This is a genomic window from Leisingera sp. ANG49, assembly GCF_059694505.1.
Map to the genome: position 1 here is coordinate 1,232,200 of NZ_JCATZN010000001.1, position 22,873 is coordinate 1,255,072.

The following is a 22,873-nucleotide window of genomic DNA, read 5'->3' on the forward strand; positions in this document are numbered from 1 at the left end:
AACCCTGCAAATTCTCCCCGCCTCCTGCGCGCCCGCCCAAAATGCGCTATACTCCCCCTGTACCGCGAGACGCGCGTCCCTCTGGTGGGAGACACAGCAAAGGAGGATGATCCGCATGGATGCAATCAAAGCCGCTGAATATGCCCGCGCGCTCTACAGCGCGCATGGCGACAAGGCCGAGGCTGAAGCCGCGCAGAAAATGCGCGAATGCGAAGAAGCCGGCAAAGACAGCGAGGCGGCGGACTGGAAAGCCGTGCGCCAAGCCGTCCGCGCAATGCGCGGGCCGAACCAGACCTGAGCACCAGCAGCGCTGGAGGGCCATGACACGTGGCGCTCCAGCCCTCTTCATTCCCGTTTACCACGATTGAAAACGGCACCGGATTGCGCCATAGTACGGCCAATTCCGCGGGCAGCAGACCCGCTTGCCAAGAACGGGGCATGAGCAGATGAAACATTTCCTGACAACCGCGCTTTGCGCAGGCTTTCTTGCAGCACTGGCACCGGCGGGCGCCGAGGCCGGCGCCATTGAGCGCGCCTGCCGCCAGTCGGACCGCACCGCGGCCTCGCCCGGCTTGTGCAACTGCATCCAGAAGGTGGCCAACCGCAGCCTGACCCGGTCCGAGCGCAAGACCGTCTCCAAGTGGTTTGCCGATCCGCACCAGGCCCAGGTGGTGCGCCAGTCCAGCAACCGCAGCGACGAGCGGCTGTGGCTGCGCTACAAGGCCTTCGGCGATCACGCAGCGCGCAGCTGCGGCTGAACCGGCGGCACAGCGTCAAAGCATGTGAGGGCGTCCCGGCGGGGCGCCTTTTTTTGGGTGGTCTGCTATCGCGCGATGAGCCGCGAGCCGCCGGTGCGCGGCGGCCTGGCGGCCTTGTCCCGCGCGGCGCAACGCGCCCGCCGCAGGAACGCCGTTTCATTTGATGCATCGGCGCTGCGGCATTTTCGCAAGGGGGAAAGGCTGCGGCATTGCCACCCTTGACCGGGCCGGCTCAAACCGCAAAGAACGGCGCAAGGTATTGGAGCAGTTCATATGTTGATCAAGGGCGTTACCCTGCGCGGGCTGGAAGTGTTTGAAGCTTTGGCCAAAACCGGATCCGTGGCGCAGGCCGCCGAGATGACCGGCCTCAGCCAGCCCGCGGTCAGCCAGCAGATGCGCAACCTGGAAAAGGCACTGGACAGCGAGCTGATCGACCATGGCCGCCGCCCGATGGTGCTGACGGCGGCGGGGCGCAGCTTCCTGGCCCGGACCGAGGCGGTGCTGGGCGAGCTGCGGCTGGCCCAGAGCGAGCTGACGGTGATGGATCTCACCCACCTGCAGGCGCTGTCGATCGGGCTGATCGACGACTTCGACAATGATCTGACGCCGCGGCTGGCCACCATCCTGGCCGACAGTTTGACGCAATGCCGGTTCAAGATGATCACCGCCTCCAGCCACGACGTGGTGCGGGCGATGGAGGCGCGCGAGCTGCATATCGCCATTGCCGCCACCGCCGGAGGCCTGCACGAGGGGCTGGTGGAATACCCGCTGGTGCGCGATCCCTTCATCCTGGTGGCGCCGCGCGGCACGGTTTCCGATGCGGCGCAGGCGGCGGAGCAGCTGCAGGCGCTGCCGTTCCTGCGCTATGCCCGCGAGCAGCTGATCTCGCAGCAGATCGAGGGGCTGCTCAGCCGCCAGAAGCTGGAATTCGAGAACCGCTTCGAGGTCGGTTCGCACCTGGCGCTGATGGCGATGGTGGCGCGGCGGATCGGCTGGGCGGTCACCACGCCGCTGGGCTATATGCGCGCCGGCCGTTTCCACGACCAGATCGACGCCTTCCCGCTGCCGTTCGGCGAGATGTCCCGCACGATCTCGCTGTTCACCGCCGCCGACTGGGCCGACCGGGTGCCGCGGGACGTGGCCGAGACCGTGCGCCGCCTGGTGCAGACCCAGATGATTGACCCGGCGGTGCAGCAGCTGCCGTTCCTGGCGGGCGGCTTCCGGGTGATCGCCGGCTAAGTCAGAGTGCGGTTTTCAGCCCTCTCGCTGCCGCCTCGATCAGGTCAAGGCAGCCGTCGAAATCGCGGGTGTAATAGGGATCGGGCACATGGTCCGCGCCGGTTTCCGGCGCATAGCCCGTGAACAGATGCACCGGGGTCTCGCTGCCTGAGGGGCGCAAGGCCTCGATGTCTTCCAGGTTGCTGGCATCCATCGCGATGATCAGGTCGAAGGCCTCGAAATCGCCGCGCCGGAACTGCCGCGCGCGCAGGTCGGAGATGTCCAGCCCCCGCGCCCGCGCCGCCGTCTGCATCGGGCCGTAGGGCGGCTCGCCCACGTGGTAGGAGGCGGTGCCGGCACTGTCGGTCTCCGCCTCGGGGCAGAGCGCGCGGAACACCCCCTCGGCCGCCGGGGAGCGGCAGATGTTTCCTAGGCAGACGAAGAGAATACGGATAGGCATTGGCAAACGGCTCCTGTGATCCGGGGCCAGTGATAGGAGGTTTGCGGCCGATGGAAAAGAGCGCGAAGATCGTGATCCTGACCGGCGCCGGGATTTCGGCTGAAAGCGGGCTGGGCACCTTCCGCGACGAGGGCGGGCTCTGGGCGCAGCACCGGATCGAGGATGTGGCGACGCCGGAGGGGTTCGCGCGCAATCCGGACCTGGTGCACGGCTTCTACAACGCCCGCCGCACCCAGGCTGCGGCGGCACAGCCCAATCCCGCGCATCAGGCGCTGGCGCAGCTGCAGGCCGAGCACAAGGGCGAGGTGGTGATCGTGACCCAGAATGTGGACGGGCTGCATGAGGCCGGCGGTGCCGCGCAGGTGCTGCACATGCACGGCACCCTGGCAGGCGCGCTTTGTGCCGCCTGCAGCCACCGCTGGGCTGCGCCGATGGAGATGCAGACCGGCCAGCCCTGCCCCGCCTGCGCCGCGCCTGCGGGGCGGCCCGACGTGGTCTGGTTCGGCGAGATGCCGTATTTCATGGAGGAGATCTACGCCCATCTGGCCGGGGCGGATCTGTTTGCCGCCATCGGCACCTCGGGCGAGGTCTACCCGGCGGCGGCCTTTGTCGATGAGGCGCATCTGGCGGGCGCCCATACGGTGGAGCTGAACCTGGAGCCGTCGGCCACCGCCTCCCGCTTTGCCGAGCGCCGCTTTGGCCCCGCCAGCGAAACCGTGCCCGCCTGGGTGGCGGAGCTGCTGGGCTGACCCCAGGCAGCAGAAAGCCCGCCAGGGGGCGGGCTTTGGGCGCGAAGGAGGGCTGCAGCGCGGCCTGACGCCGCGCCCGCCCTGCCCTGCGGCGCTTAGTTCGAGTGGCCGGAGTGATCCGAATGGCCGTGGCCCTCGGCCTTGCGCTCCAAATCGACCGGCACTTCGATCTCGACCTCGCCGGCCTTTTCGAACACCAGCGTGACCTTCACCACATCGCCGTGGTTCAGCGGCTGGTTCAGCCCCATGAACATGATGTGATCGCCGCCGCGCATCAGCATATGGGTTTCGCCTGCAGGCACGGCAAAGCCTTCCTCCACATGCATCATCTTCATGACGCCGTCATCGCCTTCCTTGTGGGTGTGCAGCTGCACCTTGGCCGCCACGTCGGAGCGCACGTCGATCAGCTGATCGTCGGCTTCGCCCTTATTCATGATCTCCATGAAGGCCGCACCGGCCTTGGCAGTTGGCGACGAGACGCGCGCGTACTGGTCGTGCACCTTGATCATGGCATCGCCTGCAAAGGCGGAGGTGGCAAAGGCAGCAGCAGCGGCGGCTGCAAAGACAACAGACTTCAGGGACATATCCTGTCTCCTCTTGGTAGATATTCAGTTTTCAAATTGAGAGTGTGCGTGGCCGGTCAGGCGATGGCCGGCGGCGCGCGGGCGCTGGCATTCAGAATATGCTGAATGGAGGCCAGTGCGGCCTGCCGGCCCGCCGTCACTTCGCTGCTGGCCTCCACCGGCAGCACCAGCCCCGCAGGTTGCGCCACCGCGTCCAGCACATGCATTACGCAATCGGGGCAGCTGTGCGGCGGCTTGGCCGGCTGGCCTTCGCTGTCCACATAGATGGTGACAGGGCCGGTGCCTGTGCAGATCACCATCTGCCCCGCAGCATCGCGCTCCCCCTGCCGGGCAGCAGCGCTATGCGCCGTCAGGGCGACGGTCAGGGCCAAAAACAGGCCGAGGCATATGCGGAAGGCATGCATCATCACAGGCAGGTATGCCCCCAAGGCGTGCCGTCTGCAAGACCCGGCTCTGCGGCAGATTGCGCAAACGCAAACACCGCGCAGGATTGCCCCTGCGCGGTGTCCGTAATCCGATCCGGTGAAGGGATCAGGCCAGGATTATCAAGCCTGTGCGGCTTGTGCCTTGGCGATCTCTTTCTTCACTTTCAGCGCGTTTGCCGACAGCTCTTCGTCCTTGGCTTTGGCCAGGAAAGCATCCAGGCCGCCGCGGTGGTCGACAGAGCGCAGGGCAGCTGCGGAGATGCGCAGCTTGACGCCGCGGCCCAGAACTTCGGACTGCAGAGTCACGTCGTTCAGGTTGGGCAGAAAGCGGCGCTTGGTTTTGTTGTTGGCGTGGCTGACATTGTTGCCAGTCATCGGGCCTTTTCCGGTCAGTTCGCAACGGCGCGACATATCTTCATCCTTCGTTTTTTGGAGGCTCCGGCAGTCCGGCGCCAAATCACAAGGGGCGCGGCCATTGGCTGCGCCCGAAAACTGGTCCGCTGCTCTTACGCTCAACCGGCAACAGCGTCAAGTGATTCAACTCAGCTTTCTTGCCGCGCTTACTGCACCTTTTCCTGCTCCGCTGCAAGCCTCTCCAGACCGGCTTCTGCAGCGGCCCCGAGCCCCTGCTTGCCGCGCTGCCGGGCCACCCGCGCGAGCTTCTGCCAATAGGCCCGCGACAGCCTGCGCCGGCTGCGGTGCAGCTCCAGCACCCGCGCCGCGTTCAGCGGCCCGTCGCGCAGCAGCGACTGCAGGTCCCAGAAGCTGCCGCCCTCGCGGATCACCTGGCTGGCCGGATGGCCGCCGCAGGACAGCCGGCACAGCTGCAGGTCCGGGAACACTGCCTGGATGAACAGCGCGTGGCTCAGGTCCATCTTGCGGAACGGGTCGAACAGCACCACGCCCTGCAGATCATGGCGGCCATAGCGCACCAGATCGCCGAGCGCCTCGTCAAAGGCCTCTGCCTCCTTGCGGCGGCGGTCATGCGGCACCGCGCCCGGCGCAATGGTGTATTGCGGCGAGACGGCAATCAAGCGGTTCAGATGCAGCGCCCCGGAGAACCGCAGCGCCCCGTAGCCGCCCATGGAAAACCCCATGGCAGAGACGTCGCCGTAGCCTTTGGACAAATCCTTAAGGCTGGGCGACAGCGCCTTGGTCTCGCTGTTGATGTACCAGTCGTTGTCGCGGGGCTGGATATGCAGATGGGCATAGCCGTGCCTCGTCATGTTCCTGACCGGGCCGCGGTCCTCGAATTCCCCGGCCACGGCAACGCGCTGGCGGAAGGTCACGAACAGCCGTTCGGCGCCCCTGTTGAACAGCGAGGCGCGCAGATGCGTGCCGTCAAAGACCCGGATTTCCTGCACGCCGCCTCAGCCCTTCAGGTGGTCCTGCAGCATCTGCTGTGCCGCCGCCGCCGGGGTCAGCGCCCCCTCCGCCACCCGGCCCGACAGCTCTGCCATCGCGGCCTGGGCGCTGGCGGTGTGCAGCCGCGCCAAGAGCGCCTGGCGCACCTCCTGGTCGAACCAGTAGCAGGACTGATCCGCGCGGCGGCGGTCCCAGTGTCCGTTCTCCTTACGCCAGGCGGTCAGCACCTGCATCTCTTCCCAGGCCTTGTCCAGCCCATGCTCTTCGACAGCGGAGACCATCAGCGCCTTGGGGATGCCCTCAGGGTCCTGCGGGCGCTTGCGCAGCAGGCGCAGGGCGCCGGCATAGTCGGCGCAGGTGCGGGTGGCGACGGGTTTCAGGGGGCCGTCGGCCTTGTTCACCAGGATGAGGTCGGCCATTTCCATGATGCCGCGCTTGACGCCTTGCAGCTCATCGCCGCCCGCGGGCGCCAGCAGCAGCAGGAACAGGTCCGACATCTCAGCCACCACGGTTTCCGACTGGCCGACGCCGACGGTTTCGATCAGCACCACGTCGAACCCTGCCGCCTCGCACAGCGCCACCGCCTCGCGGGAGCGGCGGGCGACGCCGCCCAGATGGCTCTGGCTGGGGGACGGGCGGATGAAGGCGTTTCGCTCGCGGCTGAGGCGCTCCATCCGGGTCTTGTCGCCCAGAATGGACCCGCCGGAGCGGGCGGAGCTGGGGTCAACTGCCAACACTGCCACCCGCAGGCCGAGCCCCGTCAGCATCATGCCGAAGCTTTCGATGAAGGTGGATTTGCCCACGCCGGGCGTGCCCGACAGGCCGATGCGCAGCGACTGGCGCTTGTGCTTCGCAAGGTCCGACAGCAGCTCGCCCGCCTTGGCACGGTGATCCTCGCGGCCGCTTTCCACCAGGGTAATGGCCCGGGCCAGCGCCCGGCGGTCGCCATCGAGGATCTTCTGAGTCAGCTGTTCGGTGTCCATGCGTGCTTTCCTGTCGTAATGGGCGGACCTTGGCGCAAGCCGCGTCGCAAAGTCCAGCCCCTGCCGTCTGACGGGCACCCTACATCAGCAAGCGGTGCAGGAAAGGCGGCAAATCCGCCGCGCCCGGCGTGGTTTGCGCAGTGCCGGGCGCTGCAAGGCCGCTGGACCTCACCCGCCCCTTTGGCGATAAGGCAAAGATGACCAGATTGCCGATCGAAGACGCCCTCCCCGAGTTGCTGGACGCTTTGCGCGCCCGCGGCCGTGCCGTGCTGCAAGCGCCGCCCGGCGCGGGCAAGACCACGCGGGTGCCGCTGGCGATGCTGGAAGCAGGCCTGACCAAGGGCCGCATCGTGATGCTGGAACCGCGCCGCCTCGCCGCCCGCGCCGCGGCGGAGCGGATGGCAGAGACGCTGGGCGAGAAGCCGGGCCAGACTGTCGGCTACCGGGTGCGCGGCGATGCCAAGGTCTCCAAATCGACCCGCATCGAGGTGGTGACCGAGGGCATCCTGACCCGGATGCTGCAATCGGATCCGGACCTGCCCGGCATCGGCGCGGTTATCTTCGATGAATTCCACGAACGCTCGCTGAATGCCGATCTGGGCCTCGCCCTGTGCCTGGAGGTGGCGGGCGCGCTGCGCGATGACCTGATCCTTGTGGCGATGTCGGCGACACTGGACGCGGAGCCGGTGGCGGCACTGATGGACGCGCCGATGGTGACGTCCGAGGGCCGCAGCTATCCGGTGGAAACGCGCTGGCTGGAGCGCCCCCTGCCCGCGCAGACGCGCCGCGGCGATGCGCTGGCCGATCTGGCGATGCAGGCAGAGAAGGAAACCCGCGCCGCCGGACCCGGCAATGGCGGCGGCATCCTTGTGTTCCTGCCCGGCGAGGGCGAGATCCGCCGCGCCGCCGGCGCGCTGGAAAAGCGCCTGCCCGGCCATTGCCATATCCGGCCGCTGTTCGGCGCCCTGCCCTTTGCCGAGCAGCGCGCGGCGATCCAGCCGGAACCGCAGGGCCGCAAGGTGGTGCTGGCGACATCCATCGCCGAGACCTCATTGACCATTCAGGACATCCGGGTGGTGGTCGATATGGGCCAGGCGCGCCGCGCCCGGTTCGATCCCGGTTCCGGCATGTCGCGGCTGGTGACGGAGAAGGTGACCCGCGCCGAGGCGACCCAGCGCCAGGGCCGCGCGGGGCGGGTGGCGGAGGGCATCTGCTACCGGCTCTGGACAAAGGGCGAGGAAGGCGCGCTGATGGGTTTCCCGCCTGCCGAGATCGAAAGCGCCGACCTGACCGCGCTGGCGCTGGAGCTGGCGCTGTGGGGCGCGGCGCCGGACGATCTCATATTCCTGACCCAGCCGCCTGCGGGGGCGCTGGCTGAGGCGCAGACGCTGCTCGCCATGCTGGGCGCACTGGATGCGCAGGGGCGGATCACCGAGCATGGCAAGGCACTGGCCGCCCTGCCCCTGCATCCGCGGCTTGGCCATATGCTGCTGCAGGCAGGTCCTGCCGCAGCGCCATTGGCGGCGCTGCTGGGCGAGCGCGACCCGCTGCGCGGGGCGCCGGCGGATCTGAGCCTGCGGCTGAAGGCCTTGCGGGACCCCAAGGGGTTTCTGCGCAATCACCCCTATCAGCTGAACCGCCCCGTCGTGGAGCGGATCAAGAGCGAGGCGCGGCGGCTGGAGAAACAGGCGGGCCGCCGGGACGCGGGCCTGTCGACTGCAATGATGGCCGCGCTGGCCTACCCCGACCGCGTCGGCCAGCGCCGCAAGGGCGATAATCCGCGGTTCGTGCTCTCGGGCGGCAAGGGCACCATTCTGGACGGCGGCGACACGCTGGCAGGCGCGCCGTTCATCGTGGCGCTGGACACCGACGGCAACCCGCGCGAGGCGAAGATCCGGATGGCGGCGCAAATCTCGCAGGGCGAAATCCGCGAGCTGTTTGCCGATCAGATTGCCTGGGAGGACAGCTGCGAGTGGTCCAAGCGCGACCGCCGGGTGGCGGCGCGCCAGCAGGAACGTTTTGGCGCCGTGGTGCTGGACGACCGGATCTGGAAGGACGTGCCGCCGGACGCGGTGGCGCGGGCGATGCTGGACGGCGTGCGCGATCTGGGCCTGCGCCTTACTGGGGCGGCGGCACGGCTGGCGGCGCGGGTGGAGCTGGTGCGGGCGGAAGGCTTTGACCTGCCCGATTTCTCCCTCCCCGGCCTGACGGAGACGCTGGAGGACTGGCTGCTGCCGATGCTGGACGGGGTGAAATCCGCGGACGACTGGAAACGCTTCGACCTGCTGCCCGCGCTCAAGGCCGTGCTCAGCTGGGAGCAGACACAACTGCTGGACCGTGAGGCGCCGGGCAGTTTCATCACCCCGCTGGGGCGCAGGATCCCGATCAGCTATGACGGCGAGATCCCCGAAATCTCGGTCCGCCTGCAGGAGATGTTCGGCGTCACCCGGCATCCGTCCGTGGGCGGCGTGCCATTGAAGGTGTCTCTCTTGTCGCCCGCCCAGCGCCCCATCCAAATCACCCGCGACCTGCCGGGCTTCTGGGCCGGCTCTTATGCGGATGTCAGGAAGGACATGCGCGCCCAGTACCCCAAGCACCCCTGGCCCGAGGATCCGACCCGGGAAGACCCGACGCTGCGGGTGAAACGCCGCAAGTGAGCGCCCGCAGCGCGCCGCAGGCGCGCTGCGAGGCCCAACCGCCGGCACTGCATCCTTGATGCTTTGACGCGCGGGCGGGAGCCCTGCCTTCAACGGCCTGCCGCCCGCGCGCATCGCCTTGCACCCCCGGGCAATCAGGCGTAGATTCCCACAAAAGCACACAAAACACGGGATCTTCCCCAACAACAAAGGCTGAGCACCCATGACAAGCCCGCTGACCCGCGCCTGGAACGAGATCATCAAACCGATGCTGCAGCGCCCTGCCCGCGTGCAGGTCGCCGCGCTGTGCTACCGCATGGGCACGGACGGCAAGGAGGTGCTGATGATCACCAGCCGCGGCACCGGGCGCTGGATCCTGCCCAAGGGCTGGCCGGTCGAGGGCAAAGACGGCCCGGCCTCTGCGCTGCAGGAAGCCTGGGAGGAAGCCGGCGTCAAATCCGCCCGCATCACGCCGCAGCCGATCGGCGAATACCACTTCACCAAGCGCCACGACAACGGCACCGAAGAGCCGGTGACCACGCTGATCTTCGAGGCCGAGGTGGAGCAGCTGGAGGACGACTATCCCGAGTCCGCCGAGCGTACCCGCGAGTGGATGACGCCGGAGCAGGCCGCGGGCCTGGTGCATGAGCCGCAGCTGCAGGCCGTTTTGCGCCAATTGTAAAAGTTATGTGACATTTTTATGTCAAACGCTTGAACCGTGTCCTGAGCGGGGGTAGGCGCGTGCCCAGACCCCGGAATCAGGAATGCGATGATGAGCGACACAGATCAGCGCCCGCAATGGAACACGCTGGATAAGGATCTGAACAGGATCTCCCAGCTGGAGCTGGCGACCAGCTATGCCTCCCGCCCCTTGGTGGCGCCGGGCATCGCGCTGGCCTTCATCGTGGTGGCAGGCCTTGCCGCTGGCGTGTTCTTCGGCGGCTCGGCGATGAGCATGGTGGTGATCGCAGCCGCGGCGTTCGGCGCCTATATGGCGATCAACATCGGCGCCAATGACGTTGCCAACAACATGGGGCCGGCGGTGGGCGCAAATGCGCTGACCATGGGCGGCGCCATCGTGATTGCCGCCATCTGTGAAAGCGCCGGCGCCCTGCTGGCGGGCGGCGATGTGGTCTCGACCATTTCCAAGGGCATTATCGACCCCGCCGCGGTGTCCAGCAGCAGCATCTTCATCTGGGCGATGATGGCGGCGCTGATCTCCTCGGCGCTGTGGGTGAACCTGGCGACCTGGGTCGGCGCGCCTGTGTCCACCACCCACTCTGTCGTGGGCGGCGTGCTGGGCGCCGGTGTGGCCGCCGCAGGCACCGCCGCGGTGAACTGGCCCACCATGGGCAAGATCGCCGCCAGCTGGGTCATTTCGCCGGTGCTGGGCGGCATCATCGCAGCGCTGTTCCTCGCCTTCATCAAGGCCAAGATCATCTACCAGGACGACAAGATCGCTGCCGCCCGCCGCTGGGTGCCGGTGCTTGTCGCCATCATGGCGGGTGCCTTTGGCGCCTATCTGGCCCTCAAAGGCCTGAAAAAGATCGTCAAGATCGACCTGCAAACCGCGCTGCTGATCGGTGCCGGCGTCGGGGCGGTCTCCTATGTGATCACCGCGCCGCTGATCAAGCGCCAGTCCGAGGGCATGGAGAACCGCAACAAGTCGCTGAAGGCTCTGTTCGGCCTGCCGCTGGTGATCTCCGCGGGCCTGTTGTCCTTTGCCCATGGCGCCAATGACGTCGCCAACGCGGTCGGCCCGCTGGCCGCCATCGTGCACGCCACCGAGTTCGGCGATTTTGCCGCCAAGGTCGCCATCCCGACCTGGGTGATGGTGATCGGCGCCTTCGGCATCTCCTTCGGCCTGTTCCTGTTCGGCCCCAAGCTGATCCGCATGGTCGGCAGCCAGATCACCAAGCTGAACCCGATGCGCGCTTACTGCGTGTCGCTGTCCGCGGCCATCACCGTGATCGTGGCCAGCTGGCTGGGCCTGCCGGTGTCCTCCACCCACATTGCGGTGGGCGCGGTGTTCGGCGTCGGCTTCTTCCGCGAGTGGCACATGGAGCGCCGCCTGAAGAAATCCGCCGCGGGCCGCCCGGAGGCCAAGCGCATCGCGCCGGAGGAACGCCGCCGTCGCAAGCTGGTGCGCCGCAGCCACTTCATGACCATCGTGGCCGCCTGGGTGATCACTGTTCCGGCCGCGGCGCTGCTGTCGGCCGTGATCTACCTGCTGCTCAACAGCTTCGTCGGCTGAGCCGCACCGCATTCACACAAGGAACCCCCGCGCGTCCGGCTGCGGGGGTTTTTCTTTGCTTTTAGGGTCAGCCCCTAGAACCGCTCCACCCAGGGCCGCAGCACCAGCTCGTCGCTCCAGGCGGAGCGGTGCTGGCAGATCAGATGCATGTATTCGCGGGCAATCGCCTCCGGGTCCAGCATGCTGTCGGGATTGTCCGCTGCCTCAACCCGTTCCGGCCGCGAGGCATTGCGGATGCCGCCGTCGATGTTGACCCAGGCCACATGGATGCCCTTGGGATGCAGCTCCCGCGCCATGGATTGCGCCAGGCCGCGCTGCGCGAATTTGCCCATGGCAAAGGGCGCGGAGTGCGCGAACCCCTTCACCCCGGCAGAGGCGCCGGTGAACAGGATGGTGCCAAGCCGCCCGTTTTCCGGCTGCTGCGCCAGCATCCGTTTGGCCGCCGCCTGGCCGAGCACAAAGGCGCCAAAGGCCGTGATCTCCACCGCCTTGCGCACCGCCGCCGGGTCCAGCTCCGCCACCGGGCCGCGCATCCGGGCCGAGGGGTTGTAGCAGGCCACCCGCAAATCGCCCGGCAGACTGCCTATGAGCGCGGCGGTTCCCTCGGCATCGGTGCCGTCCAGCACGTGCAGCTCTGCCCCGGTTTCCGCCGCCAGCAGCTCCAGCTTGGCGGTATTGCGCGCTGCCAGATGCAGCGCATAGCCCGCGCCGGCCAGCTGCCGGGCAAAGGCCGCGGACAGGCCGGTCCCGGCCCCGACGATCAGCGCCTGCGGTGTTGCGGATGTTCCGTCCATGATGCACCTCCCTTGCTAAACAAGGAAATGCTGGCGGCAATCCGGTGCCGGCACAAGGGGTAATGGGAGCCGGCCGTGGCTGGCGGCCCTATCAGGCCTCTGCCCCGGCGGGCAGCTGCGCAAGCACATCCGCCGCGGTCACTACCGTGCCGAACCCTGCATGTAGGGCCGAAAGGGTGACCTCCAGAACGGTCTCCGCATCCAGCATGCCGCCGTTGCGCGCGGGCATGTCAAAGGCGATCAGCGCGTCCTCCGCTACCTCGACGCCGAACCCCAGATTGGCGGCAGAGCGCGCGGTCGAGTTGACGCAGAACGCCGCCACGCCGCCAACGATCACCAGCCGGCTGACGCCCGCGTCGCGCAGATGGCTGTCCAGTCCGGTGCCGTAGAACCCGGAAGAGCCGGTTTTCCAGAACACCGCCTCGCCCGCCTGCGGCACGGCGCAGGGCAAGGGCTGGCCGCTGGGCAGATCGCGGCGGAACTTGCTTTCGGGGCGCGGATCGTCATGCATCACATGCACCACCGGCAGCCCCGCCGCACGGAACGCCGCGGCCAGGTCTGCCACCACCTCTTCCGCCTGCGGGTTGGCCTGCGGACGGCCCGAGGCGGCCACATTGGCCATCTCCTGCTGCATGTCGACGATCAATAGGGCGGTGCTGCGGTCCATGGGAAAATCCTTGTGGTGAAATCCATGGCAGAAGGTTTGCCGATCACGGCGGCAAGGGCCAGCGCAAAAGCCGGTGCCCCCGCGTCACCGGCGCTGCCCGCATGAAAGAGGCGCGCATCAGCCCCGGCTGCGCGCGCCCTTCCAAATCAAATACCGCCTGCGGCTCAGCCGCCCAGGCACCAGCGCATGATGGCCTTCTGCGCGTGCAGACGGTTTTCCGCCTCGTCGAAGATCACCGACTGCGGGCCGTCCATCACGGCGCTTGTCACCTCTTCCTCGCGGTGGGCCGGCAGGCAGTGCATGAACAGCGCATCCGGCTTGGCATGGGCCATCAGCGCATCGTTGACCTGATAAGGGCGCAGCATGTTGTGGCGGCGCTCCTTGGAGGACTGGCTGTCATGCATCGACACCCAGGTATCGGCGACCACCAGGTCGGCGCCATCAACGGCCTTGGCCGCATCCCGCTCGACGACGATCTTGGAGCCGGCCTTGCGCGCCAGCCCCATGAACTCCTCCTCCGGGTCCAGCTGCGCCGGGCCGGTGAAGGTAAGGTCGAAGCCGAACTGGCCGGCCGCATGGATGAAGGAGGCGCAGACGTTGTTGCCGTCGCCGCACCAGACCACCTTCTTGCCCTTGATCGAGCCGCGGTGCTCCTCGTAGGTCTGCACGTCGGCCATGATCTGGCAGGGGTGGGTGCGGTCGGTGAGACCGTTGATCACCGGCACGTCCGAGTATTCCGCCATCTCGGTCAGCACGGTCTCGTCGAAGGTGCGGATCATGATCATGTCGACATAACGGCTGAGCACCCGGGCGGTGTCGGCGATGGTCTCGCCATGGCCCAGCTGCATGTCCTTGCCGCTGAGCACCATGGTCTGGCCGCCCATCTGCCGCACGCCGACGTCAAAGGACACCCGGGTCCGGGTCGAGGGCTTCTCGAAGATCAGCGCCACCATCCGGTCCTTCAGCGGCAGCTCATCATCCAGCGCCGCCTTGGGGCGGCCGAGGCGCGCCTGCTTGGTGGCCTTGGCCTGGTCGATGATCGCCCGCAGGTCCGCAGGGTCGGTTTTATGGATGTCGAGGAAATGGTTCATGGTCGTATCGCTTTGTTCTGACGAAGGCCGGGGGCTGCCTGCCCCCGGACCCCCGGGAGTATTTCTGCAAAGATGAAGATCAGGAGGCTTCGACCTGGGCGGCGGTTTTTTCAAGGCGGCTGACGGCCTCGGCGATGTCCTCGTCCGTCAGGGTCAGCGGCGGCAGCAGGCGGATCACATTGTCCGCAGCCGGGACGGTGATCAGCTCATTGCCGTAGCCGGCCTTCACCACATCGGCATTCACTGCCTTGCACTTGAGGCCCAGCATCAGGCCGGACCCGCGCACCTCCTCGAAGACGTCCGGGTGGCCGGCCACCAGCCCCTCCAGCTGCTGGCGCAGCAGGCCCGCCTTGCGGTTCACCTCGGCCAGGAAGGCCTCGTCGGCGATGTGGTCCATCACCGCGCAGCCCACCGCGCAGCCCAGCGGGTTGCCGCCGTAGGTGGAGCCATGGGTGCCCGCGGTCATGCCGCTGGCGGCGTCTTCGGTGGCCAGCACCGCGCCCAGCGGGAAGCCGCCGCCGATGCCCTTGGCCACCATCATGATGTCGGGAGCGATGCCCGCCCATTCATGGGCAAACAGCTTGCCGGTCCGCCCGACGCCGCATTGCACCTCATCGAGGATCAGCAAGAGGCCGTGCTCGTCGCAGATCCGGCGCAGCGCCTTCAGCTCTGCATCCGGCACCACACGGATGCCGCCCTCGCCCTGCACAGGCTCGATCATGATCGCGGCGGTCTTCTCCGAGATGGCATTGGTGACACCATCCAGATCGCCGAAGGTCAGATGCACGAAGCCGGGCAGCAGCGGGCCGAAGCCCTTGACCATCTTCTCGGAGCCTGCGGCGGCGATGCCCGCGGAGGACCGGCCGTGGAAGGAGCCGTCGAAGGTGATGATCTCCACCCGCTCCTCCTGGCCCTTGTCATAGAAATACTTGCGCGCCATCTTCACCGCCAGCTCGCAGGCCTCGGTGCCGGAATTGGTGAAGAACACGGTGTCGGCAAAGGTATGCTCCACCAGCTTGTCCGCCAGCGCCTGCTGCTGCGGGATCTGGTAGAGGTTGGAGACATGCCACAGGTTCTGCGCCTGGGAGGTCAGCGCCGCCACCAGCGCCGGATGGGCATGGCCCAGCGCGTTCACCGCGATGCCGGAGCCCAGATCCAGAAAGCGTCGCCCGTCCGCCGTGGTCAGCCAGGCGCCTTCGCCTTTGACGAACTCAAGCGGTGCACGGTTGTAGGTCGGCAGAACGGACGGGATCATCGGGATCATCCTTTTCAAAGGTAGAAGCCAAAGCTGTGACGTAAGCCTGGCCTTGGGTCAACGGTGGATCAATGGATTTCGAATGGGGGATGTGCTGCACGGCAGGCACAGGGGATCAGGGGCCGGTCACGCCAGGCGGCGTCGGCGTCGCGAGATGGGGGTATGTGCGCGTTTGATCATGGTGGGGTTCCATAGTGGAGGTTTCGGGGAAAGAAAACCCCTTTTGTGCAGCCCGCCCTGCCAATCCGCCGCGGCCCGCCTTCCAATTCACCTTTGCGCAAATACTCCGGGGTGAATTGACCGCCAGGCCAAGAGGGGCGGCGCCCCTCTGAACTCAAGCCTGAGGGGCAGCGCCCCTCCCCTGCCGGCAAAATGCGTCACCGGCCGGCCCCTTTCCCCTTGCATCCCGCGGCGGCTTGCCGCACCGCTTGTGCCATGAGCATCGCCACACCGCAGAACCCGGCCCTGGCCGCCGCCCTGATCCTGGCGGCAACCACATTCATTGCGGGCACCACGCTGATGGCCAAGGCGCTGGGAACGGATCTGCTGGGGGCGCCGCTGCACCCGCTGCAGATCAGCCACGGGCGGTTCCTGTTTGCCTTCATGGCGATCTCGACAGCGGTGCTGATCCTGCGGCCCAGGTTCATCCGCCCGCATTGGGGCTATCACATCGGGCGCACCTCCTTCGGCTGGGCCGGGGTCACGCTGATGTTTGCCTCGGTGGCCTATATCCCGCTGGCCGATGCCACCGCGATCACCTTCCTGAACCCGGTCTTCGGCATGCTGCTGGCGATCCCGCTCCTGGGCGAACGGGTCGGCCCCTGGCGCTGGGGCGCGGCGCTGGTTGCGATGATCGGCGCGATGATCCTGCTGCGCCCCACCCCCGCCAGCTTCCAGCCCGCCGCACTGCTGGCCCTGGGGGCGGCAGCGGTGATGGGGCTGGAGCTGATCTTCATCAAGAAGCTGGCAGGCCGCGAAGGGCCGCTGCAGGTGCTGTGGTTCAACAACCTTCTGGGGATGATGATTGCCAGCTGCGCGGTGCTGCCGGTCTGGCAGATGCCGGGCGCGGCGCAATGGGGCGCGCTGGCGGCGCTGGGGCTCTTGATGGCCTGCGCCCAGGCCTGTTTCATCAACGGCATGGCGCGGGCCGATGCCTCCTTCGTGGCGCCGTTCAGCTATGCCACGCTGGTCTTTGCCGCGCTTTACGACTTTCTGGGTTTTGGCGCGGTACCGGACGCCGTTTCCTTCCTCGGCGCCTTCATCATTCTGGCCGGTGCGGCGATTCTGGCCTGGCGCGAAGGCCGGGTGCGGCCGCCTGCAGGCCGCGCGGCGGCGGCCGGGAAGTAACCCGCGCCCGCCCCCTCACGAAAAGTTATTTCATTCCAATGGCCCGGCGGCGACGCCGAGGTCGAAAACCGGCAATTTCCGCCTGCCCGGCGCGCCACCCTGCCTGTTAGCAGGACAGGAGAATACAGATGCACGAAAGGCGAATCCCCGAATGGCTGCGTCACGCGCCGGTGCCCTCGGTCCGGGATTTCGGGATCCTGGCGGGGCTTGAGGCAGTGGTGCGCGGCATCCTGATTTCGGTGTTTCCGCTGATCATGTACCGGGCGCTGGGGGATGCCGGGCTGGTCTCTGCCTCCTATTTCGCGGTTGGCATCCTGTCTCTGCTGGCCGGGCTGATGGTGCCCGCGCTGATCCGGCTGGTGCCGCGCCGCTGGGCCTACAGCCTGGGCGCCCTGATGTTCGTGGCCTCGGCAGCCCTGGCGGTCGAGGGCAGCCCGGTTGCGGTGCTGGCGGCGCTGGCGCTCAACACGGTGGCGGCGGTCGCCACTTTCATCTGCTTCAACGCCTATGTGCTGGACTACATTGCCCGGGTCGAGCTGGGCAAATGCGAGACCTCGCGGATGTTCTATTCGGCGCTCGGCTGGACCGCCGGGCCGATGGCCGGCGTGCTGCTGCTGGAGGTCTGGGCGCCCGCCCCGTTCCTGATCTCCGCCGCGGCGGCGCTCATGATGCTGGCCGCCTTCTGGTGGATGCGGATGGGCAACGGCAAGCAGATCGCCCGCGCCCGCGGCCCGGCCTCCAACCCGCTGAAATACCTGCCGCGGTTTCTGGAGCAGCCGCGGCTGATCACCGGCTTTCTGTTTGCCGTGATCCGCTCCTCCGGCTGGTGGATCTATGTGGTCTATCTGCCGATCTTTGCCATCGAAAAAGGGCTGGGGCAGGAACTCGGCGGCATCCTGCTGTCAGTGACCAATGCCAGCCTGTTTGCCGCGCCGCTGCTGCAGCGCTGGGTTCAGCGGCATTCGATCCGCTTTGCGGTGCGCACGGGGTTCCTGGCCGTTACGGCCTGCTTCGGCGCCGCAGCAGCGCTGCAGGGCTGGCCCGATGTCTCCGTGGCCTTGCTGATGGCCGGTTCCGCGGCGCTGATCCTGCTGGACATTTGTGGCGGGCTGCCGTTCCTGATGGCGGTGAAACCCTCGGAACGCACCGAGATGTCGGCGGTCTATTCCAGCTACCGGGATATCTCCGGCATCCTGACGCCGGGGGCCGCCTGGCTGGTGCTGATGGTGTCGCCGCTGGCCGGGATCTTTGCGGCGGGGGCCGCCGCCACCGCCTATGCCGCCTTCCTGGCCGGCAAGCTGCATCCGCGGCTGGGGCGCAAGAAGCCGGAAGCACCGCCCGCGGACGGCGCGCTGCCTGCGGAATAGCGGCTTCAGGGTTTCAGCCGGTAGCCGGTGCGCAGCATCCCCCAGGCCAGCAGGCAGATGGCAAAGGTGGCGCCGCTGCACACCGCCAGCCCCAGCAACGGCGGGCTGTCGGAGGTGCCGATCACCCCGAATCGCACCCCGTCGATCAGGTAGAACACCGGGTTCAGGTGCGAGATCACCTTGAGCACCGGCGGCAGCGCCTCCACCGAGTAGAAAGTGCCGGAGAGGAAGGCCAAGGGCGTCACGATGAAATTGGTGATCGCCGCCATCTGGTCGAACTTGTCCGCGAACACGCCGGCGACGATGCCCAGGCCGCCCAGGAACGCCGCCCCCAGCACGATGAAGACCAGCGCCGTCACGGGATGCGCGGGCACGATCTGCAAGACCGCCATCAGCCCCAGCCCGATGCCCAGCGCCACCAGCGTGCCGCGGGCCACCGCGCCCGCCAGGTAGCCCAGCAGAATCTCCAGCCCCGACAGGGGCGGCATCAGCGTGTCGACGATATTGCCCTGCACCTTGGCAATAACGATGGAGGATGAAGTGTTTGCAAAGGCATTCTGGATCACCGTCATCATCATGATGCCCGGCGCCAGGAAGGTCAGGAACGGCACCCCCATCACGTCGCCGCGCTTCGGCCCGATGGCGATGTTGAAGATCATCAGGAACAGCGCCGCGGTCACCAGCGGCGCCAGCAGGGTCTGGGTCCAGACCGCCAGGAACCGCTTCACCTCGCGCCAGGCCAGCGCCTTGAGCCCCAGCCAGTTCACCCGCCCGAAGCGGCGCGCGCCCAATTCCACCTGATAGCCCTGGTCTGCCATGCTGCCCCCTGAAATTCCTTGGCCTGACTGCATAACGGCTGTGCCAATAGGCGCAAGATGCCTTGTAACTCCGCCCGCAGTGATTAGAATAGGGCGATCACACGGAATATGATGGCGGCCGCAGAACCCCTGGGGCCGCTATTAGCTTGGAAAGGCAACAGATGTCCTGGACAGACGAGCGCGTCGAACTGCTCAAGAAAATGTGGGGCGAGGGCCAGTCGGCCAGCCAGATCGCCAAGGAACTGGGCGGCGTCACCCGCAACGCCGTGATCGGCAAGGTGCACCGGCTCGGCCTGTCCAACCGCAACAGCGGCGGCGCCAAGGCGGCCGAGCCCAAGGAAAAGCCGGCAGCCGCCCCCGCAGCCGCCGCGCCGAAACCAGCCGCCGCCGCCAAGCCCAAACCGCAGCCCAAGACCGAACCGGCCCGCCCGGCCGCGGCGCAGCCCTCCGCGGACGCCAAGCCGGCAACCCCGGCGCGCCGCCAGATCATCCCGGCCGGCCAGCCGCTGCCGCCGCAGCCCTCCGCCAATGAGATCAGCCCCGAGGCGCTGGCCAAGGTCAACGAGATCGAGAAGAAGGCCAAGAAGCTGGGCCTGATGGAGCTGACCGAGCGCACCTGCAAATGGCCGGTGGGCGACCCCGCGACCGAGGACTTCTGGTTCTGCGGCCTGCCCGCCCAGCAGGGCAAGCCCTATTGCGAGGCGCATGTGGGCGTGGCCTTCCAGCCGATGTCCTCGCGCCGCGACCGCCGCCGCTGAGCGGCGCAGCCCAAGAATTTCAAAGCCCCGGCATTGCGCCCGGGGCTTTTGTTTTTTGAGGCTTCCCGCCTTCCAAGACGGTCTGCATGGCAGGATGCATTCCGCAGATGTGCAGGGCAGGCCAATGCTGGGCGTGCGTTCTGAAAGCCCTCTGCCAGGATCATTTTCAGTTGCCCCCGGAAGTCTTCCGCTGCGCAGGACCCGGATTTCTCTGGCTGCATGTGTTGATTGGCTGGCAAGCCGCGTACAGTCTGCGCTGAGACGGGACCTTGGAACATTCCAGTCTCTTTGACCTGCACGCGTGACTTTCCTGACCTTCGTCATCTCTCAACGAATAGCCGCCTTTTCTATATGAACCTGATTTCAGGCGCGATGACGCGGCTGATCAGGCCACCAGTGTTCACCGCGCTATAGACAGGCCTCGGCGGGCGGGCGGCGCCATCTACGCTGCGGCACACCCAGCTCTTTGCCTCCATGGATTTCAATGATTGAGACAACGCCCGGTCCGTTATCGCCGGCAGGTTTCGCTTGATGTCGCTGAAATGGCTTGGTGTGTGGAGCGATGTCAGAACCGGCAAAGTCCATGAGCGGCGCAGCAAAGGCTGATCCTCCTCTGTCGAAACATCGTGGATCTTATGGGCAATGGCCGCCGCCGGAATTCCCAACTGTGTCAGGCGGAATTCCGGGCGCAGCGGATGACCATACCCGGGGTTACGTTCAATCAACCGCATTTCAATCAGATGATCCATGCTTTGCACGAAGGCGGTTCTGCCTGCACCGGTCGCAGCCAATAGGGGCGCCTGCCGTCCGGCCACGCCCGAATGCAGGCACGCGAGTATGGGCATTGCCCAAGCCTTTGATGTGACGTTGACAAACAGTTCAATGTGCATAAAGTATAGTTAGTATACTTTAAATCATAAGGAAAGCCCATGTCACTCATTGCAGTCGATCAAACCATCACCATCGCAATGTCGGTCAAAGACCGCCATGCGAGCGCAAAGTGGTACGAAACCATGTTGGGATTTGAGCTGCTCTACCATGCCGATGAGGCGGGCTGGTCCGAGGTTCGGACGAACACCCCCGGTGTCGCCATCGGCCTTGGCGAGCACACCAAACCAGCCCCCGGCAACTGCGTGCCAGTCTTCGGGGTCTCTGATCTGGATTCGGCCCGGCAGAAACTGGAGCAGGCCAAAGTCAAATTTGATGGCGAGACGGATGTCGTCGAGGGCATGGTCAAAACCGCGACTTTCTACGACCTCGACGGCAATGCGCTGATGCTTGCGCAGGATTTGACCGGCGGAATTGAGTAACACGCGGATTTCTAATGGCCTCCGCCGCGTGTCTGTTTCCGGCAGGCACGCCGTCAGTTGCACCGCACGGCACTTCTTCGGAGCCTCACGTTCAGCCGCAGCCGCAGGGTATTTCCCCATAGCGGATGCCTAAAGCTTTAGAAGCATTAGCAAAACAGGATCAAAGACCACTTTGAGCACCTTGCAGGCAAGGCCCTCGCCTTGCCTGCAGGTTCCAATCAGTTCGCCACCGGACCCTCAGAAGTGAACTTCGGGATCACGCTGTCCGAGGCTGCTTTGCCCTCGATCCCCGGCCAGTTGCCTTCGGCCAGGGTGATGTTGCCGGGGATGTCCTCTTCCCAGAAGCCGACCACCACGTCGGTGATGTTGAGGTACAGCTTGTCATCGACGATGCGCCACAGGTTCGGGTTGGCCGGCACCTTGCCGCCTTTGGAGACGCCATAGGCGCAGTGGCCGTCATACTGCGGCGCGTAATAGGCCGGGTTGGCCGCGAACTTGTCGCGGTTCTCTGCCGAGGCGAAGGCCCAGGTTGCGCCGTTGTAGTCCGCGGTGAACGCGGTGCTGCCGCGCACCGGCGCCGTCTGCGGCGTGCCGACCGGGTTCATCTCCAGGCTGCGGTAGGCCACAACGTCATAGCCGGAAACCGCATAGCCGGTGCCATCGACATACTGCTCCCCGGCAAAGGCCGGCAGGGCAAAGGACAGCGCTGCCGCAGCAGCAAATGCAAGACGCTTCATGAAATCATCCCTTTCCTCGGTGATCGCTTCAACTTGGGCACCGGCTCGCTGCACCGGCCTCGGCATCGACATTACCGCCCCGGCGGCAAATGCGAAGGGGGGCTCACGGCTCTGTGTCCGCGGACGAGAGGATGTGAGCGGATTGTAAAATTTCCGCGCGCAGACCTTCCAGTCATTGGAATTTCCGAAAATCCCCTTATCTCTGCCGGAACCGGTCGCCGCAGCGCGTGCGATTGAAACGCAACAGGAAACAATGAGAGCAAGGCCGACAGATGAGCGACACCCCCTATACCCCGCCGAAAGTCTGGAAATGGGAACAGGCGAACGGCGGCGAGTTTGCCTCCATCAACCGCCCCATCGCCGGTGCCACCCACGACAAGGAGCTGCCCGCGGGCAAGCATCCCTTCCAGCTCTACTCGCTGGCGACGCCGAACGGGGTGAAGGTCACGGTGATGTTCGAGGAGCTGCTGGCCGCGGGCCATGCAGATGCGGAGTATGACGCCTGGCTGATCAAGATCGGCGACGGCGACCAGTTCGGCTCCGGCTTTGTCGAGGTGAACCCGAACTCCAAGATCCCGGCGCTCTTGGACCGCAGCGGCGCGGAGCCGGTGCGGGTGTTCGAGAGCGGCTCGATCCTGCTGCATCTGGCGGAGAAATTCGGCGCCTTCCTGCCCAAGGAGGGCGCGGCCCGCACCGAGACCCTGAACTGGCTGTTCTGGCAGATGGGCAGCGCCCCCTACCTGGGCGGCGGCTTCGGCCACTTCTATGCCTATGCGCCGGAGAAATGGCAGTATCCGATCGACCGTTTCACCATGGAAACCAAGCGCCAGCTGGATGTGCTGGACCGGCAGCTGGCGGAACACGAGTTTATCGCAGGCAGCGAATACACCATTGCCGATATCGCCATCTGGCCCTGGTACGGCCAGCTGGTGCTGGGCCGCAACTATGGCGATGCCGCCGAATTCCTGGATGCCGGCAGCTACAAGAACGTGGTCCGCTGGGCCAAGGCCATCGACGCCCGCCCGGCGGTGCAGCGCGGCCGCATGGTGAACCGCACCTCCGGCGATCCGGCCATGCAGCTGCATGATCGCCACGACGCCAGCGACTTCGACACCCGCACCCAGGACAAGCTGGAACCGGCGGAGTAACCGAGCTCCCGTCTATGGCCGGGTCAAGGGCTGCGCCGGCAGCCGCGCAACGCGCGGTTCACCCTTGAGGCGGCCAAAGGCGGATACACCCTCGATATGGCGCTTCAAGGGCAAAACTGCCCTTGAACGCTTCTCAGAAAAAGAGCACC

Annotated in this window: 25 protein-coding genes; 12 read left to right on the forward strand and 13 right to left on the reverse strand. The window is 66.5% G+C overall.

What is annotated here, in order from left to right; translation table 11 throughout:
- Positions 1-115: 115 nt before the first annotated feature.
- From AC58NV_RS06090 to AC58NV_RS06100, 3 genes are all read left to right on the forward strand, one after another.
- Positions 116-298 carry a hypothetical protein gene (locus AC58NV_RS06090; protein ID WP_174146526.1) on the forward strand — a complete coding sequence of 61 codons (183 nt, stop codon included), beginning with the start codon at positions 116-118 and terminating at the stop codon, positions 296-298.
- Between the two features lie 148 nt (positions 299-446).
- Entirely contained in the window at positions 447-758 is a 312-nt protein-coding gene (locus AC58NV_RS06095) for a hypothetical protein (RefSeq protein WP_497226319.1), read from the forward strand.
- A gap of 273 nt (positions 759-1,031) precedes the next feature.
- On the forward strand, positions 1,032-1,997 hold the full coding sequence (locus AC58NV_RS06100) for a LysR family transcriptional regulator (RefSeq protein ID WP_497226320.1): 966 nt from the start codon (positions 1,032-1,034) through the stop codon (positions 1,995-1,997).
- Between the two features lies 1 nt (position 1,998).
- On the opposite strand, the gene AC58NV_RS06105 is transcribed toward AC58NV_RS06100, so the two are convergent.
- Positions 1,999-2,436, reverse strand: a complete 438-nt coding sequence (locus AC58NV_RS06105) for a low molecular weight protein-tyrosine-phosphatase (protein ID WP_497226321.1) — start codon at positions 2,434-2,436, stop codon at positions 1,999-2,001.
- A 50-nt stretch (positions 2,437-2,486) separates the two neighbouring features.
- Between AC58NV_RS06105 and AC58NV_RS06110 the strand changes: the two genes are divergently transcribed.
- Positions 2,487-3,185: an NAD-dependent deacylase gene (locus AC58NV_RS06110; RefSeq protein WP_497226322.1), complete on the forward strand. Its 699-nt coding sequence runs from the start codon at positions 2,487-2,489 to the stop codon at positions 3,183-3,185.
- 95 nt (positions 3,186-3,280) lie between these two features.
- Here AC58NV_RS06110 and AC58NV_RS06115 read toward each other — a convergent pair whose 3' ends face one another.
- The 5 genes from AC58NV_RS06115 to meaB form a co-directional block, all read right to left on the reverse strand.
- On the reverse strand, positions 3,281-3,769 hold the full coding sequence (locus AC58NV_RS06115; RefSeq protein WP_497226323.1) for a copper chaperone PCu(A)C: 489 nt from the start codon (positions 3,767-3,769) through the stop codon (positions 3,281-3,283).
- 56 nt (positions 3,770-3,825) lie between these two features.
- Entirely contained in the window at positions 3,826-4,176 is a 351-nt protein-coding gene (locus AC58NV_RS06120; protein WP_497226324.1) for a DUF2946 family protein, read from the reverse strand.
- 138 nt (positions 4,177-4,314) lie between these two features.
- On the reverse strand, positions 4,315-4,605 hold the full coding sequence (rpmB, locus tag AC58NV_RS06125; RefSeq protein ID WP_019296104.1) for a 50S ribosomal protein L28: 291 nt from the start codon (positions 4,603-4,605) through the stop codon (positions 4,315-4,317).
- 149 nt (positions 4,606-4,754) lie between these two features.
- Positions 4,755-5,558, reverse strand: a complete 804-nt coding sequence (locus AC58NV_RS06130; RefSeq protein WP_497226325.1) for an alpha/beta hydrolase — start codon at positions 5,556-5,558, stop codon at positions 4,755-4,757.
- 6 nt (positions 5,559-5,564) lie between these two features.
- On the reverse strand, positions 5,565-6,542 hold the full coding sequence (gene meaB / locus AC58NV_RS06135) for a methylmalonyl Co-A mutase-associated GTPase MeaB (protein ID WP_497226326.1): 978 nt from the start codon (positions 6,540-6,542) through the stop codon (positions 5,565-5,567).
- A 197-nt stretch (positions 6,543-6,739) separates the two neighbouring features.
- On the opposite strand from meaB, the gene hrpB reads away from it, so the two are divergent.
- The 3 genes from hrpB to AC58NV_RS06150 all read left to right on the forward strand — a co-directional run bounded on the left by hrpB (position 6,740) and on the right by AC58NV_RS06150 (position 11,432).
- Positions 6,740-9,199, forward strand: coding sequence for an ATP-dependent helicase HrpB (gene hrpB / locus AC58NV_RS06140; protein ID WP_497226327.1), 2,460 nt, complete (start codon positions 6,740-6,742; stop codon positions 9,197-9,199).
- Positions 9,200-9,401: 202 nt separating this feature from the next.
- Positions 9,402-9,860, forward strand: coding sequence for an NUDIX hydrolase (locus tag AC58NV_RS06145; RefSeq protein ID WP_497226328.1), 459 nt, complete (start codon positions 9,402-9,404; stop codon positions 9,858-9,860).
- A 90-nt stretch (positions 9,861-9,950) separates the two neighbouring features.
- Complete coding sequence (locus AC58NV_RS06150; protein ID WP_497226329.1) at positions 9,951-11,432, forward strand: inorganic phosphate transporter; 1,482 nt, start codon at positions 9,951-9,953, stop codon at positions 11,430-11,432.
- 74 nt (positions 11,433-11,506) lie between these two features.
- Here the strand turns inward: AC58NV_RS06150 and AC58NV_RS06155 are convergent, their stop codons facing one another.
- From AC58NV_RS06155 to AC58NV_RS06170, 4 genes are all read right to left on the reverse strand, one after another.
- Positions 11,507-12,226, reverse strand: coding sequence for an SDR family NAD(P)-dependent oxidoreductase (locus AC58NV_RS06155; RefSeq protein ID WP_497226330.1), 720 nt, complete (start codon positions 12,224-12,226; stop codon positions 11,507-11,509).
- Positions 12,227-12,317: 91 nt separating this feature from the next.
- On the reverse strand, positions 12,318-12,893 hold the full coding sequence (locus tag AC58NV_RS06160; protein ID WP_497226331.1) for an isochorismatase family protein: 576 nt from the start codon (positions 12,891-12,893) through the stop codon (positions 12,318-12,320).
- 164 nt (positions 12,894-13,057) lie between these two features.
- Entirely contained in the window at positions 13,058-13,984 is a 927-nt protein-coding gene (argF, locus tag AC58NV_RS06165; protein ID WP_497226332.1) for an ornithine carbamoyltransferase, read from the reverse strand.
- A 79-nt stretch (positions 13,985-14,063) separates the two neighbouring features.
- The gene (locus tag AC58NV_RS06170) at positions 14,064-15,239 is read right to left on the reverse strand and encodes an aspartate aminotransferase family protein (RefSeq protein WP_497226333.1); all 1,176 of its coding nucleotides are present in this window, start codon (positions 15,237-15,239) and stop codon (positions 14,064-14,066) included.
- Between the two features lie 435 nt (positions 15,240-15,674).
- Between AC58NV_RS06170 and AC58NV_RS06175 the strand changes: the two genes are divergently transcribed.
- Together AC58NV_RS06175 and AC58NV_RS06180 are read left to right on the forward strand one after the other, a co-directional pair.
- Positions 15,675-16,586, forward strand: coding sequence for a DMT family transporter (locus AC58NV_RS06175; RefSeq protein WP_497226334.1), 912 nt, complete (start codon positions 15,675-15,677; stop codon positions 16,584-16,586).
- Between the two features lie 128 nt (positions 16,587-16,714).
- A complete protein-coding gene (locus AC58NV_RS06180) occupies positions 16,715-17,953 on the forward strand; it encodes an MFS transporter (RefSeq protein ID WP_497226335.1) in 1,239 nt (412 codons plus the stop codon).
- Positions 17,954-17,958: 5 nt separating this feature from the next.
- Here AC58NV_RS06180 and AC58NV_RS06185 read toward each other — a convergent pair whose 3' ends face one another.
- On the reverse strand, positions 17,959-18,771 hold the full coding sequence (locus tag AC58NV_RS06185; protein ID WP_497226336.1) for an ABC transporter permease: 813 nt from the start codon (positions 18,769-18,771) through the stop codon (positions 17,959-17,961).
- Positions 18,772-18,932: 161 nt separating this feature from the next.
- On the opposite strand from AC58NV_RS06185, the gene AC58NV_RS06190 reads away from it, so the two are divergent.
- Positions 18,933-19,529 carry a GcrA family cell cycle regulator gene (locus tag AC58NV_RS06190; protein ID WP_497226337.1) on the forward strand — a complete coding sequence of 199 codons (597 nt, stop codon included), beginning with the start codon at positions 18,933-18,935 and terminating at the stop codon, positions 19,527-19,529.
- A 347-nt stretch (positions 19,530-19,876) separates the two neighbouring features.
- On the opposite strand, the gene AC58NV_RS06195 is transcribed toward AC58NV_RS06190, so the two are convergent.
- Entirely contained in the window at positions 19,877-20,419 is a 543-nt protein-coding gene (locus tag AC58NV_RS06195) for a winged helix-turn-helix transcriptional regulator (protein ID WP_497226338.1), read from the reverse strand.
- Positions 20,420-20,458: 39 nt separating this feature from the next.
- On the opposite strand from AC58NV_RS06195, the gene AC58NV_RS06200 reads away from it, so the two are divergent.
- Positions 20,459-20,839, forward strand: a complete 381-nt coding sequence (locus AC58NV_RS06200) for a VOC family protein (RefSeq protein ID WP_497226339.1) — start codon at positions 20,459-20,461, stop codon at positions 20,837-20,839.
- 218 nt (positions 20,840-21,057) lie between these two features.
- On the opposite strand, the gene AC58NV_RS06205 is transcribed toward AC58NV_RS06200, so the two are convergent.
- The gene (locus AC58NV_RS06205) at positions 21,058-21,576 is read right to left on the reverse strand and encodes a YHS domain-containing (seleno)protein (RefSeq protein WP_497226340.1); all 519 of its coding nucleotides are present in this window, start codon (positions 21,574-21,576) and stop codon (positions 21,058-21,060) included.
- A 272-nt stretch (positions 21,577-21,848) separates the two neighbouring features.
- Between AC58NV_RS06205 and yghU the strand changes: the two genes are divergently transcribed.
- Complete coding sequence (gene yghU, locus AC58NV_RS06210) at positions 21,849-22,724, forward strand: glutathione-dependent disulfide-bond oxidoreductase (RefSeq protein ID WP_497226341.1); 876 nt, start codon at positions 21,849-21,851, stop codon at positions 22,722-22,724.
- The last annotated feature ends 149 nt before the right edge of the window (positions 22,725-22,873 follow it).

Bases quoted from the DNA above. Each gene is read 5' to 3' on its own strand.
- AC58NV_RS06090 (WP_174146526.1), top strand. From the start codon at position 116: ATGGATGCAATCAAAGCCGCTGAATATGCCCGCGCGCTCTACAGCGCG.
- AC58NV_RS06095 (WP_497226319.1), top strand. From the start codon at position 447: ATGAAACATTTCCTGACAACCGCGCTTTGCGCAGGCTTTCTTGCAGCA.
- AC58NV_RS06100 (WP_497226320.1), top strand. From the start codon at position 1,032: ATGTTGATCAAGGGCGTTACCCTGCGCGGGCTGGAAGTGTTTGAAGCT.
- AC58NV_RS06105 (WP_497226321.1), bottom strand. From the start codon at position 2,436: ATGCCTATCCGTATTCTCTTCGTCTGCCTAGGAAACATCTGCCGCTCC.
- AC58NV_RS06110 (WP_497226322.1), top strand. From the start codon at position 2,487: ATGGAAAAGAGCGCGAAGATCGTGATCCTGACCGGCGCCGGGATTTCG.
- AC58NV_RS06115 (WP_497226323.1), bottom strand. From the start codon at position 3,769: ATGTCCCTGAAGTCTGTTGTCTTTGCAGCCGCCGCTGCTGCTGCCTTT.
- AC58NV_RS06120 (WP_497226324.1), bottom strand. From the start codon at position 4,176: ATGATGCATGCCTTCCGCATATGCCTCGGCCTGTTTTTGGCCCTGACC.
- rpmB (WP_019296104.1), bottom strand. From the start codon at position 4,605: ATGTCGCGCCGTTGCGAACTGACCGGAAAAGGCCCGATGACTGGCAAC.
- meaB (WP_497226326.1), bottom strand. From the start codon at position 6,542: ATGGACACCGAACAGCTGACTCAGAAGATCCTCGATGGCGACCGCCGG.
- hrpB (WP_497226327.1), top strand. From the start codon at position 6,740: ATGACCAGATTGCCGATCGAAGACGCCCTCCCCGAGTTGCTGGACGCT.
- AC58NV_RS06145 (WP_497226328.1), top strand. From the start codon at position 9,402: ATGACAAGCCCGCTGACCCGCGCCTGGAACGAGATCATCAAACCGATG.
- AC58NV_RS06150 (WP_497226329.1), top strand. From the start codon at position 9,951: ATGAGCGACACAGATCAGCGCCCGCAATGGAACACGCTGGATAAGGAT.
- AC58NV_RS06155 (WP_497226330.1), bottom strand. From the start codon at position 12,226: ATGGACGGAACATCCGCAACACCGCAGGCGCTGATCGTCGGGGCCGGG.
- AC58NV_RS06160 (WP_497226331.1), bottom strand. From the start codon at position 12,893: ATGGACCGCAGCACCGCCCTATTGATCGTCGACATGCAGCAGGAGATG.
- argF (WP_497226332.1), bottom strand. From the start codon at position 13,984: ATGAACCATTTCCTCGACATCCATAAAACCGACCCTGCGGACCTGCGG.
- AC58NV_RS06170 (WP_497226333.1), bottom strand. From the start codon at position 15,239: ATGATCCCGTCCGTTCTGCCGACCTACAACCGTGCACCGCTTGAGTTC.
- AC58NV_RS06175 (WP_497226334.1), top strand. From the start codon at position 15,675: ATGAGCATCGCCACACCGCAGAACCCGGCCCTGGCCGCCGCCCTGATC.
- AC58NV_RS06180 (WP_497226335.1), top strand. From the start codon at position 16,715: ATGCACGAAAGGCGAATCCCCGAATGGCTGCGTCACGCGCCGGTGCCC.
- AC58NV_RS06185 (WP_497226336.1), bottom strand. From the start codon at position 18,771: ATGGCAGACCAGGGCTATCAGGTGGAATTGGGCGCGCGCCGCTTCGGG.
- AC58NV_RS06190 (WP_497226337.1), top strand. From the start codon at position 18,933: ATGTCCTGGACAGACGAGCGCGTCGAACTGCTCAAGAAAATGTGGGGC.
- AC58NV_RS06195 (WP_497226338.1), bottom strand. From the start codon at position 20,419: ATGCACATTGAACTGTTTGTCAACGTCACATCAAAGGCTTGGGCAATG.
- AC58NV_RS06200 (WP_497226339.1), top strand. From the start codon at position 20,459: ATGTCACTCATTGCAGTCGATCAAACCATCACCATCGCAATGTCGGTC.
- AC58NV_RS06205 (WP_497226340.1), bottom strand. From the start codon at position 21,576: ATGAAGCGTCTTGCATTTGCTGCTGCGGCAGCGCTGTCCTTTGCCCTG.
- yghU (WP_497226341.1), top strand. From the start codon at position 21,849: ATGAGCGACACCCCCTATACCCCGCCGAAAGTCTGGAAATGGGAACAG.